The sequence below is a fragment of the Erwinia piriflorinigrans CFBP 5888 genome, from assembly GCF_001050515.1.
In the GTDB taxonomy this organism is placed as follows: domain Bacteria; phylum Pseudomonadota; class Gammaproteobacteria; order Enterobacterales; family Enterobacteriaceae; genus Erwinia; species Erwinia piriflorinigrans.
In genome coordinates, this window is record NZ_CAHS01000021.1 from 167,770 (window position 1) to 185,671 (window position 17,902).

The 17,902-nt window shown below is 54.0% G+C and carries 19 protein-coding genes; 4 read left to right on the forward strand and 15 right to left on the reverse strand.

The features are described from left to right. The first annotated feature begins 309 nt into the window (after positions 1 to 309). Positions 310 to 1,638: a polyamine export protein PaeA gene (gene paeA, locus EPIR_RS15215; RefSeq protein WP_023656374.1), complete on the forward strand. Its 1,329-nt coding sequence runs from the start codon at positions 310 to 312 to the stop codon at positions 1,636 to 1,638. A 49-nt stretch (positions 1,639 to 1,687) separates the two neighbouring features. Here paeA and EPIR_RS15220 read toward each other — a convergent pair whose 3' ends face one another. Both EPIR_RS15220 and cysQ read right to left on the reverse strand, forming a co-directional pair. After that, positions 1,688 to 1,894 (reverse strand): DUF1107 domain-containing protein, encoded by a 207-nt coding sequence (locus EPIR_RS15220; protein ID WP_012442644.1) that lies wholly within the window; start codon positions 1,892 to 1,894, stop codon positions 1,688 to 1,690. A 378-nt stretch (positions 1,895 to 2,272) separates the two neighbouring features. Next, on the reverse strand, positions 2,273 to 3,013 hold the full coding sequence (gene cysQ / locus EPIR_RS15225; RefSeq protein ID WP_023656375.1) for a 3'(2'),5'-bisphosphate nucleotidase CysQ: 741 nt from the start codon (positions 3,011 to 3,013) through the stop codon (positions 2,273 to 2,275). Positions 3,014 to 3,250: 237 nt separating this feature from the next. On the opposite strand from cysQ, the gene EPIR_RS15230 reads away from it, so the two are divergent. Further along, entirely contained in the window at positions 3,251 to 5,185 is a 1,935-nt protein-coding gene (locus EPIR_RS15230; RefSeq protein WP_023656377.1) for a bifunctional 2',3'-cyclic-nucleotide 2'-phosphodiesterase/3'-nucleotidase, read from the forward strand. 46 nt (positions 5,186 to 5,231) lie between these two features. Here the strand turns inward: EPIR_RS15230 and fklB are convergent, their stop codons facing one another. After that, positions 5,232 to 5,852, reverse strand: a complete 621-nt coding sequence (fklB, locus tag EPIR_RS15235; protein WP_048697837.1) for a BamJ family beta-barrel-assembly machinery protein — start codon at positions 5,850 to 5,852, stop codon at positions 5,232 to 5,234. A 310-nt stretch (positions 5,853 to 6,162) separates the two neighbouring features. Here fklB and EPIR_RS15240 point away from each other — a divergent pair, with 310 nt between their 5' ends. Continuing rightward, a complete protein-coding gene (locus EPIR_RS15240) occupies positions 6,163 to 6,711 on the forward strand; it encodes a LysM-like peptidoglycan-binding domain-containing protein (RefSeq protein ID WP_023656379.1) in 549 nt (182 codons plus the stop codon). Between the two features lie 50 nt (positions 6,712 to 6,761). Here EPIR_RS15240 and rplI read toward each other — a convergent pair whose 3' ends face one another. The 5 genes from rplI to yjfP form a co-directional block, all read right to left on the reverse strand. After that, a complete protein-coding gene (gene rplI, locus EPIR_RS15245; protein WP_023656380.1) occupies positions 6,762 to 7,214 on the reverse strand; it encodes a 50S ribosomal protein L9 in 453 nt (150 codons plus the stop codon). A 38-nt stretch (positions 7,215 to 7,252) separates the two neighbouring features. Continuing rightward, positions 7,253 to 7,480 (reverse strand): 30S ribosomal protein S18, encoded by a 228-nt coding sequence (rpsR, locus tag EPIR_RS15250; protein ID WP_000135199.1) that lies wholly within the window; start codon positions 7,478 to 7,480, stop codon positions 7,253 to 7,255. Between the two features lie 4 nt (positions 7,481 to 7,484). Continuing rightward, positions 7,485 to 7,802 (reverse strand): primosomal replication protein N, encoded by a 318-nt coding sequence (gene priB / locus EPIR_RS15255; RefSeq protein WP_023656381.1) that lies wholly within the window; start codon positions 7,800 to 7,802, stop codon positions 7,485 to 7,487. 5 nt (positions 7,803 to 7,807) lie between these two features. After that, on the reverse strand, positions 7,808 to 8,203 hold the full coding sequence (gene rpsF / locus EPIR_RS15260; protein ID WP_004160104.1) for a 30S ribosomal protein S6: 396 nt from the start codon (positions 8,201 to 8,203) through the stop codon (positions 7,808 to 7,810). A 199-nt stretch (positions 8,204 to 8,402) separates the two neighbouring features. Next, complete coding sequence (gene yjfP / locus EPIR_RS15265) at positions 8,403 to 9,197, reverse strand: esterase (protein WP_023656382.1); 795 nt, start codon at positions 9,195 to 9,197, stop codon at positions 8,403 to 8,405. A 386-nt stretch (positions 9,198 to 9,583) separates the two neighbouring features. Between yjfP and bsmA the strand changes: the two genes are divergently transcribed. Continuing rightward, positions 9,584 to 9,934 (forward strand): biofilm peroxide resistance protein BsmA, encoded by a 351-nt coding sequence (bsmA, locus tag EPIR_RS15270; RefSeq protein ID WP_023656383.1) that lies wholly within the window; start codon positions 9,584 to 9,586, stop codon positions 9,932 to 9,934. A 32-nt stretch (positions 9,935 to 9,966) separates the two neighbouring features. Here bsmA and rlmB read toward each other — a convergent pair whose 3' ends face one another. The 7 genes from rlmB to hflK form a co-directional block, all read right to left on the reverse strand. Next, a complete protein-coding gene (gene rlmB / locus EPIR_RS15275) occupies positions 9,967 to 10,704 on the reverse strand; it encodes a 23S rRNA (guanosine(2251)-2'-O)-methyltransferase RlmB (RefSeq protein WP_023656384.1) in 738 nt (245 codons plus the stop codon). A 78-nt stretch (positions 10,705 to 10,782) separates the two neighbouring features. Next, complete coding sequence (gene rnr, locus EPIR_RS15280; protein WP_023656385.1) at positions 10,783 to 13,230, reverse strand: ribonuclease R; 2,448 nt, start codon at positions 13,228 to 13,230, stop codon at positions 10,783 to 10,785. A gap of 33 nt (positions 13,231 to 13,263) precedes the next feature. After that, complete coding sequence (nsrR, locus tag EPIR_RS15285) at positions 13,264 to 13,689, reverse strand: nitric oxide-sensing transcriptional repressor NsrR (RefSeq protein ID WP_048697841.1); 426 nt, start codon at positions 13,687 to 13,689, stop codon at positions 13,264 to 13,266. A 197-nt stretch (positions 13,690 to 13,886) separates the two neighbouring features. Next, the gene (locus tag EPIR_RS15290) at positions 13,887 to 15,185 is read right to left on the reverse strand and encodes an adenylosuccinate synthase (protein ID WP_023656387.1); all 1,299 of its coding nucleotides are present in this window, start codon (positions 15,183 to 15,185) and stop codon (positions 13,887 to 13,889) included. 127 nt (positions 15,186 to 15,312) lie between these two features. Then, positions 15,313 to 15,513, reverse strand: coding sequence for a DUF2065 domain-containing protein (locus EPIR_RS15295; protein WP_023656388.1), 201 nt, complete (start codon positions 15,511 to 15,513; stop codon positions 15,313 to 15,315). A gap of 73 nt (positions 15,514 to 15,586) precedes the next feature. After that, positions 15,587 to 16,591: a protease modulator HflC gene (gene hflC / locus EPIR_RS15300; RefSeq protein WP_023656389.1), complete on the reverse strand. Its 1,005-nt coding sequence runs from the start codon at positions 16,589 to 16,591 to the stop codon at positions 15,587 to 15,589. A 3-nt stretch (positions 16,592 to 16,594) separates the two neighbouring features. Beyond that, entirely contained in the window at positions 16,595 to 17,848 is a 1,254-nt protein-coding gene (hflK, locus tag EPIR_RS15305) for an FtsH protease activity modulator HflK (protein WP_023656390.1), read from the reverse strand. Positions 17,849 to 17,902: the final 54 nt, after the last annotated feature.

Genomic DNA, 17,902 nt, shown 5'->3' on the forward strand with positions numbered 1-17,902 from the left:
AGTTGAGCCGTCAAAAACGGCCGAATCACACTCTGTTCACTGCCGCAATTGTAAGCGCTCGTCACCACGGCTATAATCTCCGCACGGTCCGCTCCGCGACCTGATACCCTTCTGCTCGGCTATGCGCCGAATCGCAGACATTTTTGGCACGGATAGCCCTGAATCGCTGAACTTTCTGATGTGACATCCGCAGATTCGAATTCTGCGCGCTGCCCAGGCCAAAAATGACAAGTGATTAACCCGGCCCCCTCTGACAGCGCGATCGTCATTCTGATTGCCACAGAGTCCGAGCCTTCATATGGATGTTTTATGTTAGACAGTTTTCTTGTCATCGTACTGCTGATTGCGGTTAGCTCATTTTTCTCTCTTTCAGAGATCTCACTGGCGGCCGCACGCAAAATTAAACTCAAGCTGCTGGCCGATGAGGGCAATATTAATGCTCAACGCGTACTGAAAATGCAGGAAACTCCCGGCATGTTCTTTACCGTGGTGCAGATTGGCCTGAACGCGGTTGCGATCCTTGGCGGTATCGTCGGCGATGCGGCGTTTTCTCCCGCTTTTAAAGCGCTGTTTGAACGCATGTTTGATGCTGAAATGGCAGAACGTCTCAGCTTTATCTGTTCCTTCACCCTGGTGACCAGCCTGTTTATCCTGTTCGCCGACCTGTTTCCCAAGCGCCTCGGGATGATTGCCCCTGAAAGCGTGGCGCTGAAAATCATCAATCCGATGCGTTTTTGCCTGTTTATCTTCCGTCCGCTGGTGTGGTTCTTTAACGGCGGAGCCAATATCATTTTCCGTCTGTTTAAAATCCCGCTGGTGCGCAAAGACGATATTACCTCTGATGATATCTATGCGGTGGTGGAAGCGGGCGCACTGGCTGGCGTGCTGCGCAAGCAGGAGCATGAACTGATTGAAAACGTGTTCGAGCTGGAGTCGCGCACCGTGCCTTCCTCCATGACCTCGCGCGAAAACGTGGTGTGGTTTGACCTGCACGAGGATGAAAGCAGTCTTAAAGAGAAGATTGCGCGCCATCCACATTCAAAGTTTCTCGTCTGCAATGAAGATATTGACCACATCGTCGGCTATGTGGACTCAAAAGAGCTGCTGCTGCGTGTCTTAGGCAACCAGAGTATGGCGTTGAACAGCGGTGTGCAGATCCGCTCGGCGCTTATCGTACCCGATACCCTGACCTTGTCTGAAGCCCTGGAGAGTTTTAAAACCGCCGGAGAAGACTTTGCCGTCATCATGAATGAATATGCGCTGGTGGTGGGTATTATCACGCTCAACGATGTGATGACCACGCTAATGGGCGATTTGGTTGGTCAGGGGCTGGAAGAGCAAATTGTTGCGCGTGATGAGAACTCATGGCTGGTCGAAGGCGGTACGCCGATCGAGGATGTGATGCGTGTGCTACATATTGACGAATTTCCGCAGTCAGGTAACTACGAGACCATTGGCGGCTTTATGATGTTTATGCTGCGCAAAATCCCGAAACGTACTGACTTCGTTAAACTGCACGGCTACAAGTTCGAAGTAGTGGATATTGACAGCTATCGCATCGATCAGCTTCTGGTGACGCGCATTGATGCGCGACCAACCGCAGCCGTATTGCCGAAGGATGCCGAAGAGTCCGCATGACGGTAGCGGCAAGCCATGAAAAAAGGCGCAGATTGCGCCTTTTTGCTTTTTAGTTGAACTCGGTTTGTAGTCGCAAAACCTGTCGGTTCACTTCTGACATCACGCTGTAGTGTTGTTTGTCTTTAATGCGTGGGATCAGAATCTTACCTTTATCAAATTCAAACGCGCCAACGTCCTTGATGTAGAACCTCCCCCGAAACAGTGTCTTAACATATTTAGCGACCTGTAATGGATTATATCGCTGGAAGATCTTCATTATCTTGCTACTCCTGAAATATTAACTACGTCTCGTCGTTGCCAATAGCGGTACGAGTTGATGAAACGCAAAGTACAAAGACTATAGAACATGATTTGCTTGCGATGTTCTAAAAATTGAATTTTTTTACTGTTCTTACATATCATGACAGAAGACTCTGTTACATGAGCTTTATTACACAGTATAAACATTCAATAGATAAGGATTTGTGCGCCATGTTGCAAAGATGTCATAGCGACAGGCAGCATCATGGACAGTTATTATTGCAGTCGTATGACCGATCGAAGATAGCGGAAAGACTAAAAGGGGATGAGGAGAAAAGCGAAGTGGGCTAACCGTTACAGAGGATCAGCCCAGTCACGGCGCAAAATGGCAAGATCAAAAAATCGATACGCGGAACCCCGGATTCAGAAATGACTCACGCGGCGCATAATCGAGAGGTTTTCCCTGCCAGTCATTGACGTGTGCGCCCGCCGCCATCGCCACCGCGTGGCCAGCACCGGTATCCCAGATATTGGTGGGTCCAAAGCGCGGATAGAGCTGCGCTTTCCCCTCTGCCACCAGGCAGAATTTTAATGAAGAGCCAATCGCGGTGGTTTGATGATCGCCAAGATGCTTGAGGTAATCTTCCAGTTCGCTGTCAGCATGTGAACGACTGACCACGACCAACGGCGGTCGCGCATCCTGCACGCGAATGCGGGTTTTATGACCGCCCTCTTCCTTCCAGGCTTTCCCTTCTGCGGCGTAATACATCACGGCCAGCACCGGCGCATAGACCACGCCCAGCACCGGCTTACCCGCGTTGATGAGCGCGATGTTGACCGTAAATTCCCCGTTACGTTTGATAAACTCTTTCGTACCGTCGAGCGGGTCTACCAGCCAGTACTGCTGCCAGCGCTGGCGAACCTCCCAACTCTGCGGATCTTCTTCTGACAGCACCGGAATTGTCGGGGTTAACGCCTGTAGTCCAGAGACAATCACTCCGTGCGCCGCGATATCTGCGGCAGTTACCGGGGAATCATCAGATTTTTGCATCACATCCAGCGGAGCCTGTCCGTCATACACCTGCATAATGGCATCACCTGCATCACGCGCCAGCTGGCAAATTTTTTCTAACACGATCCACCTCCTGAATATTAGGGTGTTTTCATCAGCATAACGCACCTGTGCAGGCGGAGCACGGGATAACGCTATTTTTCGAATAATCATTAGGTTAACGAGATAAAGCTGAACGTCAGTACGATTTGATGCGAAATCCCTCGTGCCACATCACATTTTCCTGCGACCATTACATAAATTTTCATCATACTCTGCGAAGGTTAGAGCTGTTTACTGACGAACATTAAGGGAGAAAACATGTTCAGACCCTGCCTCACGCTAAGCGCACTGCTGGTTAGCCACTCGCTGTATGCGGCCACCGTCGATTTCCGCATTATGGAAACCACTGACCTGCACGCGAATATGATGGACTTTGATTATTACAAAGACAGGCCCACCGATAAGTATGGCCTGGTGCGTACGGCTTCACTGATCAAAACAGCACGGCTGCAGGCAACTAACAGCGTGCTCATTGATAATGGCGATGTGATACAGGGCAGCCCGCTGGGTGACTATATGGCGGCGAAAGGGCTGAAAGATGGGGAAACTCATCCGGTTTATAAAGCAATGAACTCTCTTGACTACAGCGTGGGCAATCTCGGCAATCACGAATTCAATTATGGTCTGGATTACCTGCAAAAGGCGATCCACGGCGCACGCTTTCCCTACATCAACGCCAATATCATTGATGTGAAAAGCGGTAAACCGCTGTTTACGCCCTGGCTGATTAAGCCGGTGACGGTGCGCGATCGCGAGGGCAAAACCCACACGCTAAAGATCGGTTATATTGGCTTTGCACCGCCACAGATTATGACATGGGATCGGGCTAACCTGAGCGGTAAAGTCACGGTGGAGGATATCACCGTCGCGGCTCAGAAATGGGTGCCACACATGCGCCAGCAGGGAGCAGACATTATTGTCGCCATCCCGCATTCCGGCCTGTCCAGTGAACCGTACCACGCGCTGGCGGAGAACTCGGTTTACTATCTCAGCCAGGTGGCCGGGATCGATGCAATCCTGTTTGGCCATGCGCATGCGGTCTTCCCGAGCAGTGATTTCGCCGCCATAAAAGGGGCAGATATTGCAAAGGGGACGCTGAACGGTATTCCGGCAGTGATGCCCGGTATGTGGGGCGATCATCTCGGCATTGTCGACCTGATACTGAATAATGACGCGGGACGCTGGCAGGTGAGCAGCGCACGCGCGGAAGCTCGCCCGGTGTACGATAAGGCGGCTAAGCGGCCGCTGGCAGCGGAAGATCCCGCACTGGCGGAGATTCTGGCACAGGATCATGCTGCCACGCGCGAATTTGTCAGCCAGCCAATTGGTCAGTCGGCAGATGTGATGGCCAGCTACCTGTCGCTGGTTCAGGACGATCCGACGGTGCAAATCGTCAACGATGCCCAGCGCGCCTACGTTGAACACTTTATCCAGGGCGATCCCGACTTGGCAAATCTGCCTGTTCTGGCAGCGGCAGCACCATTTAAGGCCGGTGGGCGCAAAAACGATCCGTCCAGCTATGTGGAGGTGGATAAAGGCCAGCTCACTTTGCGTAATGCTGCCGATCTCTACCTTTATCCCAACACGCTGGTGGTGGTAAAAGTGAGCGGCGAACAGGTCAAACAGTGGCTTGAATGTTCAGCCGGGCAGTTCAATCAGATCGATAGTCATAGCGGTCAACCGCAATCGCTCATCAACTGGGATTTTCGTACCTACAATTTCGACGTGATTGACGGGGTGAATTATCGAATTGATGTGACACAGCCTGCGCGCTATGACGCAGAATGTCGGCTGATTGATAGCAAAGCCTCACGTATCCGCGATCTGACCTGGCAAGGTAAGCCTGTCGACCCGACCGCCACCTTCCTGATTGCCACCAATAACTATCGAGCCTGGGGTGGTCAGTTTGCCGGTACGGGTGAAAAACAGATTGCGTTTGCCTCACCGGATGAGAATCGATCGATTCTGGCAGGCTATATTGCCGCACAAACCCGCGCACACGGAAATGTTAAGGCTCGGGCAGATAACAACTGGCGTCTGGCCGCTATTAACAGCAGCGTCCCGCTGGATATTCGTTTTGAAACCTCACCGGGAGAGAAAGCGGCGGAGTTTATACGCAGCCATACGCGTTATCCCTTGGAATACAAGGGAACAGACCCGATCGGTTTTGCGATTTATCAGCTAAAGCTTTAGCAACAGGGCATTCCGGCGATATACGTCGGCCGGAATGCCTGACATCTTACAGGATGTCTAACAGCTCGACTTCAAACACCAGGGTGCTGAAAGGCGGGATGGAGGCACCGGCACCGCGTTCGCCGTAAGCCAGATTATGTGGGATCACCAGCTGCCATTTGGAACCGACCGGCATCAGGGTTAATGCTTCGATCCAGCCTGGGATCACGCCGCTAACCGGGAATTCAGCCGGTTCGCCACGCTGTACGGAGCTGTCAAACACGCTGCCGTCAATCAGTTTACCGGTGTAGTGCACACGCACACGATCCTGGCGGGATGGGATTGCACCTTCTCCCTGAGTTAACACGCTGAACTGCAGCCCGCTCTCCGTGCTGCTGACGCCTTCGCGCTGCGCATTCTCTTCCAGGAACTTCTGACCTTCCACTGCCAGAGCTTTTTGACGCTCCTGACGAACGGCTTCGGCACGTTCGTGTACTTCACGCAGGGCGCGGTGAACCACATCAACAGGTACCGTCGGGGCGTTCCCTTCAAGCGCATCGCGCAGGCCCGCCAGCAGAGCGTCAGGCTGCAAACCCTGCAAACCAGACTCCTGCAACTGCTGGCCGACCTGTAAACCGATACCGTAACTTGCTTGCGCTTCTACGCTGTCAAAAGAAGGGGTTGTCATGGATTTTCCTTTCATCATTATTAAAACCGAGGACGAAGCATAACAGCGCAGGCAACGGGCGTAAAATCTCATCTTTCCCTGGTGACTTTTCGCGATGAAACGGAAACAATACCTTTCCATTTTCCAGTCGCGAAATGGCTGCCGGGCCGCCACTCTTATTTCAGGTCATCGGTAGTCTGGTCTGCTAAGCGACAAAGTATCAGAGGTAAAAATGGGCCAAATAGCCCGCAGGCAAAGGAAGAGCCGGTTATATTTTGCCAGCCATATCAAAAAATGGATGGCGCGATCTTCGCACCATCAGGAGGCCGTCATGCCAGAAGCATCGCCCGGTTCACGCTCATCGTCATGGTTCAGCCGCCTCTGGCACCTGCCAGAGCAGATAAGCTGGATGGCCCCCCTGCCTCCTTCCCATCGCCGGGGCATCATTGCCGCAGCGCTATTGATACTGCTGGCATTTTTGTGGCCCTCCTCCCCGGAGCAGCGCACGGCACAGCCAGTCACCGCGTTGCAAAGCGGTTCCGTCGTCACGGAAGCCCCGTTACAGGCGCAGCTTACAGACAGCTCACCTTCGGCTGACGCTCGCCAGCCTGATGCAGAAGGCCAATGGCAGGATTACACCGTTGCTTCAGGACAGACTCTGGCACAGCTGTTCCGCGACAATAATCTGCCGGTTAATGATGTGTTTGCGATGGCACAGGTCGAAGGGAATGACAAGCCTCTCAGCACGTTGCACAGCGGTCAGACGGTGAAAGTTCGTCAAAATGCGCAGGGAGTGGTGACCGGGTTAACGCTCGACGGTGCTAACGGCAGTATCTTGTTTAGCCGCCAGCCGGATGGAACCTTTATTCAGGCACAGTAGAAACAAAAACGCCGACCCTGAGGTCGGCGTTTTGTATCGAGCTTTAGCGATTAAGCTTCAGCAACGATATTTACAGTCAGTTTAGCGAAGACTTCGCTGTGAACCTGGAAGTCCACTTCGTGCTCACCGGTAGTACGCAGAACGCCGTTCGGCAGACGCACTTCGCTTTTCGCCACTTCAACGCCAGCTGCAGTCACTGCATCAGCGATGTCGCGGGTACCGATGGAACCGAACAGTTTACCTTCGTCGCCTGATTTAGACGCGAGGGTAACGGTGCCCAGTGCATTGATTTTCTCAGCACGCGCATTAGCTGCAGCGAGAACGTCAGCCACTTTGGCTTCCAGTTCTGCACGACGTGTTTCGAAGAATTCAACGTTTTTCTTAGTAGCAGGAACAGCTTTGCCCTGTGGTACCAGGAAGTTACGAGCGTAGCCCGCTTTAACGTTAACCTGATCACCCAGGCTGCCCAGGTTTGCTACTTTATCAAGCAGAATAACTTGCATTACCTTATCCTCTTAAAGTCGTTAATGGACAGTTGCCGTTACTGATGACGATCAGTGTACGGCAGCAGGGACAGGTAACGCGCGCGCTTGATAGCACGAGCCAGCTGACGCTGGTATTTTGCGCGAGTACCGGTGATACGGCTCGGTACGATCTTACCGCTTTCAGTGATGTAATTTTTCAGCGTTGCGATATCTTTATAATCGATCTCTTGAACGCCTTCCGCTGTGAAACGGCAGAACTTGCGACGACGGAAATAACGTGCCATTTGGCTAGTCTCCAGAATCTATCAATTCAATCTGCTCGGCATGCAGAACCAGTTTGTTCAGGCCATTGCGCCCTTGATGGCTACAAATGAACCCCTGAACAGTAAGCTGCGTGCCGACCGTTATACTTTGAGTAATAGCCTGATGGGCTTTACCGCTGATTATCACCGGCATCCTACACCAGACCTGCCGGTTAAAACCGGCTTCCACCTGCTGTGAACGGTGCTCAAGCACGAACTGGCAGTGTGGAATTCCTGACGGGCTGACTTTTCGCATCGGTGCCTTGCACACGGTGCCAGACAGCGTCAGCCGATTAGCCGTCACGGAAATTACTCTTCAGAATCCCCAGCATCTGCATCATCAGAGGTTTCGTTAGCAAAATCTTCACGACGCTCACGGCGCTCGTCTTTCGCTTTAACCATCGGAGATGCTTCAGTTACCGCGTGCTTAACGCGCATAACCATGCTACGGATAACGGCGTCGTTGAAGCGGAAGTTAGTTTCCAGCTCATCGATCGCTTCCTGCGGAGCTTCCACGTTCAGCAGAACGTAGTGAGCTTTGTGCAGTTTGTTGATCGGGTAAGCCAGCTGACGACGGCCCCAGTCTTCCAGGCGGTGGATCGTACCTTCTGCACCAGTGATGGTGGCAGAGTAGCGCTCGATCATGCCAGGAACCTGTTCGCTTTGGTCAGGATGAACCATAAATACGATTTCGTAATGACGCATCGAATTTGCTCCTTACGGATTATTCAGCCTCCTGTCAGGGTCAGCCGTGGCCCATGGAAGCAAGGAACGTTGTTTGTGTACGGCTGAAAAATTGACGCGTAATCATACTGGCGGGACAGGGGAAACACAAGGTAAAGATCGCGCCCGCTTAAAAAGCGTCGGCAGGGGAAATAAAGAGCGGTTTGAGCGTATCCGTAGGTTAACGCAACGCCAGCGCGGAACGCTGTGCATCGCCGCCCGATAATGGCAGATGGCGTTCAAAAAAAGCGGTAAATGCTGCCAGCGCTGGGGGAGTGATGCGGTGGCCAGTGCCTTCTTCGACCAGATAGGTCAGATTGCGATCCTGGCCACTACACCGCAGAGCCTGCTCTAAACGTACGCTTTCTGCGACCGGTACGACCTCATCGGCATCACCGTGCCACACCAGCAGGGGACGGTTGGCGATATTTGCCAGACGGTGGATCACATCATAATCCACTAGCGGTGCCAGCCGTTGCGCCAGCTGCGTTTCATGCTCGGCAGAAGCCGACACCAGTGGCGGGAACAGGGTGAGTGCCAGCTGGCTGTAATAGCCGGAACCCATCAGGCAGGCGCAACTGTGGAGCTGCGGATAGCGTGCCAGCGCGCCCAGCGCGGTCATTCCCCCCATTGAGGCTCCCGCCACCGCCAGCCGTGTCCCCTCCACTAAATTTTGCTGGCGCAGCGCCTGTTCAATTTGTGGCAACTCATCAATATTGCTACGCAGTATTTCCCAGAAGTGGGCCAACCGCCGATGGTTATCACCATCAAAGCGCGCGCCGTGCATATCTGCATCCGGCAGTACGGCTCGATAGCCAGCCTGCGCCAGTGCCACCGCAAAGTAGCTATACACTTCCTTCGACGAGCTGTAACCATGATAAAACAGCACCGTAGGTAACGCCTGATGGCGCTTGCCGGCAGGGTACGCATGTAAACATTCGATCCCGGCAAAACGTTCGGTATTCAGCTCAATCATGAGATCTCCTGTTTTATCTTCAGCCTGGTCGACGAGTTGCAATAATGACGACGATGTTCGATGTGTTAACGGCAATCCGCTTTTATCGTTCCGCGAAAAGTATTTTACCCGCCCGCCGTTAATGCGTGTAATACCATAACGATATAAGGCATAACGATGCCGCGTCTCTCTGACAAAACGTGGAGTATGGGCGTCAAACTTTCCGTTCAGCGTAGCCGTATGTTTTAACGCTTACGCTGGCACACAGCCACAATGCAGCACAAAGGGTTGCCCATTCCAAAATGACGACACCGGAGATGAGCCGCAAAGGACGCTATCTTAACGAGCGGGTGCTGGCCTTCAACGTATGGACTTAAATAAGCTATCATTCCATTGAGGTGATGATTATGCGCAAAATAACCGCTGTATTGATAACGCTGCTGCTGATGAGCTGCTCTCGGTTTAACCCTGCGCCGCCCCCTGCCCCAACCGCCCAGGCGCAGGAAATCCAGCGTGCGCAGAGTGGTGGCTTGCTGCGTCTCGGAACCGACAGCGTCACGGTTCGTGGTTCGCCGGATGACGCCGAACGCGCGCTGGCGTCGAAAGCGACCGCCGCCGGGGCCAGCTACTACCAGATCCTGTTGGTCAAGGAAACGGTTGAAGCCGGTATGTGGTATGCCTCTGCCATCTTCTATGGCCCGGCACAGAACATTGGCGCTCACCAAGTCAACAAGCAGAATGACGTAATGGGAAGGTAGAGTATCGGGACGCAGAACGCGCCCCGATATATTTATTTCAAGCCGCGCTGGCGCACCGCTTCAAACAGACAAACGCCGGTTGCCACCGAAACGTTGAGCGAAGAGACGCTTCCCGCCATCGGAATGTTAATCAATTCATCGCAATGTTCACGCGTCAGGCGGCGCATCCCCTCACCTTCTGCCCCCATCACCAGCGCCATCGGCCCGGTCATTTTGCTTTGATACAGCGTGTGATCGGCCTCACCAGCAGTGCCCACAATCCAGACGTTCGCATCCTGCAACACGCGCAGGGTACGCGCCAGATTCGTCACACGGATCAGTGGGATATGCTCTGCCGCGCCGCTGGCCACCTTTTTCGCCGTGGCATTAAGCGCAGCAGAACGGTCTTTCGGCACGATAATCGCGTGGACTCCGGCAGCATCGGCGCTGCGCATGCAGGCACCGAGGTTATGCGGATCGGTAACCCCATCCAGGATCAGCAGAAACGGATTATCCAGACTGTTCAGCAGATCAGGCAGATCGCCTTCCTGATACTGACGCCCCGGCTTGACGCGAGCAATAATACCCTGATGAACCGCGCCTTCCGACGTGTTATCCAGCATCTGCTTGTTCGCCACCTGGATAACGATGCCCTGTGCTTCCAACGCTTTCACCAGCGTTTGCAGGCGACGGTCTTCGCGACCTTTCAGGATAAAAACTTCCTGGAAACGCTGTGGATCGCTGTCGAGCAGCGCCTGCACGGCGTGGATACCAAAAACAATTTCACTCATGTTTCACATACTCAAAGGTCATTGATAGCGGCGATCTGACATATCGATCGCCGGATGTTCATGGTTTGCCGTTATGCGTTATGCATCGTCGCTTTTCTTCGCACGTTTGGCACGCGTGGCGGCCGAGATTTTACGGCTTTTGTCCGACGGTTTACGCGACTTTTTCGTTTTTGTCGCCGCTGGGGCGCTATCAGTAGCAGCAGGTTTTTCCGCACGGAAAGCGCTATCCGGTTCAAAATTGGCCCCTTTGCGCGGTGCACGACGGCGGCTGCCGCCATTCTTCGCGGCACCACGCTTTTCGCGCTCGCGCTCAGTTTTCCCTTCGCCACGCGGTTTACGGCTGCTGGATATCAGTGCAAAGTCGATTTTACGCTCGTCCATATGTACGGCATCAACGCGGACTTCCACCGTATCACCCAGACGATAGGTGCGACCGCCGGACTCACCGATCAGACGCTGACCAACGGCGTCAAAGCGGTAATAATCATTATCCAGCGTCGAAACGTGCACCAGTCCATCGATAAACAGATCGGTCAGGCGAACGAAGAAGCCGAAGCCGGTCACGCTGGAGATCACTCCGCTAAAGGTTTCTCCGACCTGGTCCTGCATAAAGTCGCACTTCAGCCAGTCGGCAACGTCACGCGTCGCTTCATCGGCCCGGCGCTCGGTCATTGAGCAGTGCTGGCCAAACTGCAACATCTGCGGCATCTCATAGTGGAAGCCACCGTTTGGTGTGGTATTGCCCTGCAACGTACCCGCCTCTTTCGCCAGCAGATATTTGATGGCACGGTGCAGCAGCAGGTCAGGATAACGGCGGATTGGCGAGGTAAAATGCGCATAGGACGCCAGCGCCAGGCCAAAGTGCCCACGGTTCTCGGGATCGTAGACTGCCTGCTTCATTGAGCGCAGCAACATGGTCTGTAGCATCTCATGATCGGGTCGACCGGCAATCTGATTCAGCAGTTCGGCGTAATCAAGCGGCTGCGGCTTGTCGCCGCCGGGTAGCGTCAGCCCCAGTTCATTCAGCACCGAGCGGAAGCTCTTAATGCTCTCTTCGCCTGGACGGTCATGATCGCGGAAAAGCGCTGGCTCGTTGTTCTTCTCAACAAAGCGTGCGGAAGCGATGTTCGCGAGGATCATACACTCTTCGATCAGCTTGTGCGCATCGTTGCGTACCACCTGCTCAACACGTTCAATACGACGATCGGCGTTAAAAATAAATTTCGCCTCTTCGGTTTCAAACGAAATGCCCCCGCGCTGTTCACGAGATTTTTCCAGCGCCAGATACATACGATGCAACTCTTCCAGGTCTTTCACCAGCGGCTCATAATGCTGACGCAGCTCCTGATCACCCTGCAAGATATTCCATACTTTGTTATAGGTCAGACGGGCAAAGGAATTCATCACCGCTTCGTAATGCTTATAACCGGTCAGTTTACCGGTGGAGGAGATGGTCATCTCGCACACCATACACAGACGGTCAACTTCCGGGTTCAGTGAACACAGGCCGTTAGACAGCACTTCCGGCAGCATTGGCACGACCTGCGAAGGGAAATAGACCGAGGTGCCACGGTTGATAGCCTCGTCATCCAGCGGCGTGCCGGGACGGACATAGTAGCTGACGTCAGCAATGGCCACCCACAAACGCCATCCGCCGCCGCGTTTGCGTTCGCAGAACACCGCGTCATCAAAGTCACGCGCATCTTCGCCGTCAATGGTGACCAGCGGCAGGTCACGCAGATCAACGCGACCACGCGTGGCCTCTTCCGGCACTTCCTCACTCAGATGGGCGATCTGTTTTTCCAGCGCTTCCGGCCAGACGTGGGGAATATCATGCGTGCGCAGCGCCATATCGACGGCCATGCTGGTACCCATGTTATCGCCAAGAACTTCCACGACCTTACCAATGGCTTTGGTGCGGCGGGTTGGGCGCTGGGTCAGCTCGACCACCACCACAAAGCCCATACGCGCGTTCATCAGCTCTTCCGCTGGGATCAGGATATCGAAGCTCAGACGGCTGTCATCCGGCACGACAAAGCCCACGCCAGCATCGGTAAAGTAGCGGCCGACGATTTGGCTTTTACGCGGTTCAACCACGCGAACCATGCGCGCTTCGCGGCGACCTTTACGGTCTGCACCCATCGCCTGCGCGAGGATCACATCCCCGTGCATGCACATTTTCATCTGTTCGGCAGAAAGATAGAGATCGTCTTTGCTGCCTTCAATGCGTAGGAAGCCAAAGCCATCGCGATGGCCTATCACCTTGCCTTTTAACAGGTCCAGCCTTTCCGGCAGCGCATAGCACTGGCGGCGGGTAAAGACCAGCTGTCCATCACGCTCCATCGCACGCAGACGGCGACGCAGCGCCTCAATTTGTTCTTCTCCGCTAATGTCTAATTCTTGCGCCAGCTCTTCACGGCTGGCCGGTTTTTCGCGCTTGTCCAGATGGGCAAGAATGAATTCGCGGCTGGGAATAGGGTTTTCGTATTTTTCAGCTTCTCGTTCCTGAAAAGGATCGTGTGACATCGAGGTTCCTCCGTTGTCAGCTTTGATTGAAGATCATTCAATCAGCAAAATTTGGTAGAGCGGATGGTTGTCTTCAACCAGATCGGCCAGGGTGTATTGGTCCAGCTCACGCAGAAAACTTTGCATCGCTTCATGCAGGGCTGTTTTCAGACGACAGGCTGCGGTGATATGACAAAATTCACTGCTACAGTTCACCAGCTGTAGTGGCTCCAGCGTACGTACCACCTGGCCTATCACAATCTCTGCGGCGGGTTTACCCAAACGGATACCGCCGTTTTTACCACGGAGCGCGGAAACATATCCAGCCCGACTCAGTTGATTGATAATTTTGACCATATGATGGCGTGAAACGCCATAGATTTCGGTGACTTCACTGATACTGGTCATCTGGCCCGCAGGCAGCGAAGCAAGATAGATCAGCGCACGTAAACCATAATCGGTGAAACTGGTTAGCTGCACGGTCACCTCAGGAATACAACGACAGCTGGCGTTGACATCCGCTCAAGAATGTATTTATTAGCTATGATAATAAACCAGCCCCGGTGTAGCAGGCCAATATATTTAAGCAGCGGGAATAAGCGACAACAACAGGCGGGAACGGTAGAGCACCGGTGCTGAATAAGAGCTGGCCGGGCAACGCCCGGCCTGAAACAGAATTATGCGTCAAACGGATCGCGCAGAATCATGGTTTCGCTACGGTCCGGGCCGGTAGAGATGATATCTACCGGCACGCCGGTCACCTCTTCAACACGCTTAATGTAGTCACGCGCGGCCTGTGGCAGACCGTCCAGCGTTTTCACGCCAAACGTCGTTTCGCTCCAGCCTGGCAGCGTCTCGTAGATTGGCTCAATGCCTTCCCAGCCTTCTGCTGCCAGCGGTGTAGTGGTCACTTCGCTGCCATCAGGCATGCGGTAAGCCACACAGATCTTCACCTCTTTCAGGCCGTCCAGCACGTCCAGTTTGGTCATGCAGAAGCCTGACAGTGAGTTGATCTGAACCGCACGGCGCACGGCAACCGCATCCAACCAGCCGGTACGGCGGCGGCGGCCGGTAGTCGCGCCAAACTCGTTACCCTGCTTGCACAGAAACTCGCCGGTTTCATCGAACAGTTCTGTTGGGAACGGGCCTGCGCCGACACGAGTTGAGTAGGCTTTTACAATGCCTAGCACATAATCAACATAACGCGGACCAATACCCGAACCGGTTGCCACACCACCGGCAGTGGTGTTGGAAGATGTCACGTACGGATAGGTACCGTGATCGATATCCAGCAGCGTGCCCTGAGCGCCTTCAAACATGATCAGATCGCCACGCTGACGCGCACCGTCCAGCAGTTCTGAGACATCGACCACCATGCCAGTCAGGATATCGGCAATCGCCATCACGTCTGCCAGCACTTTGTCGTAGTCGACCGCTTCAACTTTGTAATAGTTCACCAGCTGGAAATTGTGATACTCCATCACTTCTTTCAGCTTCGCGGCGAAAGTCTCTTTATTGAACAGATCGCCAACGCGCAGACCACGACGGGCCACTTTATCTTCATAAGCGGGCCCAATACCACGACCGGTTGTACCGATCGCTTTCGCACCGCGTGCTTTTTCACGCGCCACATCCAGCGCCACATGATACTCAAGGATCAGCGGGCAGGCTTCGGAAATGAACAGACGTTCGCGTACCGGGAAACCGCGCTCTTCCAGACCTTTCATCTCTTTCATCAGCGCAGCCGGAGACAGCACAACACCGTTGCCGATGATGCTGGTGACGTTTTCACGCAGAATGCCAGATGGAATTAAGTGGAGGACAGTTTTCTCACCGTTGATGACTAGCGTATGGCCAGCGTTATGGCCTCCCTGGTAGCGTACTACATATTTAGCACGCTCAGTCAGGAGGTCAACAATCTTACCTTTACCTTCGTCACCCCATTGGGTGCCCAGTACGACGACGTTCTTACCCATTTTTCAAAATCACCGATTGCTTAAAAAAGGATTCTACCATCGTCATTTTCCTCTTTCAGCTGTTTTAGCATACGATTGCGCTCTTTTTTACCTGAAGTGCGCTTTGCGCTGCGCCTCGGCTGCCTGTTCACCCAGCTTGAGTACGGGTCAACATGTAGTAGATCACTACGCCAGCGACGACCAGCCCACCGCCTATGCGGCGAAGAAGCCCGTCCGGCATGCGCGCCATACTGATAATGATGCGTCGCCACAGGCGTGGTGACAGCATCGGCCCGACGCCCTCAAGTATCAGCACTAATCCCAGTGCCATCCACACGGTTATATTCATCGTTGTTCGCACCACCGTTATTGACATAAAAAAGGGCCGGAAATTCCGGCCCTTTTGCTGTTATTGCAGATAGTTAACGTGTGGCAGTGGCAGGACTCTTCATAAAGCGGAAGAAGTCGCTATCCGGGCTAAGCACCATCACATCCTGATTGCTCTTGAAGCTGTTATCGTAAGCACGCAGGCTGCGCACGAACGCGTAGAAATCAGGATCTTTGCTGAATGCGTCAGCAAACAGTTTTGCGGCTTCCGCATCACCTTCACCCTGAGTAATCAGCGCCTGACGTCGAGCCTCTGCCAGCGTACGTTCAACTTCATAGTCCGCCTGCGCACGCACTTTCGCCGCTTCTTCCGCACCCTGTGCACGTTGGCTACGGGCAACGGATTCACGCTCGGCACGCATACGCGCATAGATAGCGTCAGAAACTTCGGTCGGCAGGTTAATCTGCTTGATACGCACATCCATAACCTGAATACCCAGCGCAGCCATGCTGTTCGGGTTAATCGCAGGTTCGTTGCCGTTGGTCTCTCTTTCAACACGCTTGGCGACTGATGCGATCGCATCATCAGCGGCTGGCGTCGCCACGTCATCATCCTGACCCGCAGTGCCGGTATTTAGCGCATCACGCACGTCAGTGGTCAAACGACCACGGGAATCGGTGACGATATCTTTGACGTCCAGACGCCCCATCTCCGAGCGCAGACGGTCACTGAACTTACGTTTCAGCAGCACTTCAGCCTGAGAGACATCACCGCCGCCGGTGGCGAGGTAGTAACGGCTGAAATCGCTGATACGCCATTTGATATAGGAATCAACGATCAGGTCTTTCTTCTCTTTAGTGATGAAGCGGTCGGCCTGGTTATCCATCGTCTGGATACGCGCATCAAGTGACTTAACCGACTCCAGGAACGGCACTTTGAAATGCAGACCTGGCGCGTACACCAGCGGTTTATTTTCGTCATCGCGCAGAACTTTGCCGAAGCGCATCACAATACCGCGCTGGCCTTCCTGCACGACAAACAGTGACGCGTACAGCACCACCAGCACAACAATCAATACAACGATTAATGGCTTACGCATCGCTTATTCTCTCCCTTCGCGCTGGGTATCGGAACGCTGAGCATTCACCCTGCGCTGATCCATAATGTCGCCCGGACTGAACGACGAACTGCTGTTAGCGCGTTCGTTGCTGCCGGATGCAGGAGGCAAACGCAGCAGGCTGCTGCTGCCGTCCTGTGAATTTCCGGTTGATGCACCCGCCTGCCCACGCATCAGCTGGTCCAGCGGCAGCACCATCAGATTACTGCCTTTATCGTTAACCAAGACTTTGCGCGTATGACCGAGCACGCGTTCCATGGTTTCGATATACAGACGTTCGCGCGTGATCTGCGGTGCGGCTTTATATTCCGGCAAGATACGTGCAAAGCTATCCACTTCACCCTGTGCTTCCAGGGTGACGCGCGCTTTATAGGCACGAGCCTGTTCCAGGATACCCTGCGCATCACCACGCGCACGCGGCAGCTTATCGTTGGCATAGGCTTCGGCTTCGCGCACCGCCTGCTCACGGTTTTCACGCGCGGCAATCGCATCATCGAAGGATGCTTTCACCGCTTCAGGTGGACGCGCCGTCTGGAAGTTGACGTCCAGCAGGGTAATCCCCATATCGTACGGACGGATCGTTTCCTCCAGCTCGCGCTGCGTTTCGCTTCGAACTACGGTTCGACCTTCGGTCAGAATACGATCCATGGTCGAACGGCCGATTACGCCACGCAGGGCGCTATCGGTGGCCTGACGCAGGCTGTCATCAGCGCTGGTCACGGCAAACAGATAGCGTTCCGGGTTCGTCACGCGGTACTGCACGTTCATTTCAACGCGTACCACATTTTCATCGGAGGTCAGCATAGTGCCTGAAGCGGATAGCTCACGCACTGCCTCGACGTTCACCGCACGCACCTGATCGATAAAGGTCGGTTTCCAGTTCAGACCGGGCTCAACCTGGTGGCTAAATTTCCCGAAGCGCGTCACCACGCCTCGTTCAGCCTCTTTGATGGTATAAAAACCACTGGCAGCCCAGATAACCACCGCAGCCACCGCCACAATGCCCACCAGACGCCCGCCATTTCCTGGATTGCGTTGCGTAGGACCGTTGCCGTCACCGCCTTTTTTACCACCGCCCAGACCGCCAAGCTTACTGCTCAGCTTACGGAAGATATCATCTAAATCAGGTGGCCCTTTATCACGCCCCCCTTTATTTCCCCCAGAGTTGCCGCCTTTATTATTGCTGCTTCCCCACGGGTCGCGGTCCTGTCCGTTATTTCCGGGCTGATTCCACGCCATGTTTATACTCCATTAATTGTGTGTGCGGTGGTACCCCAAAGCGGGATACGCATG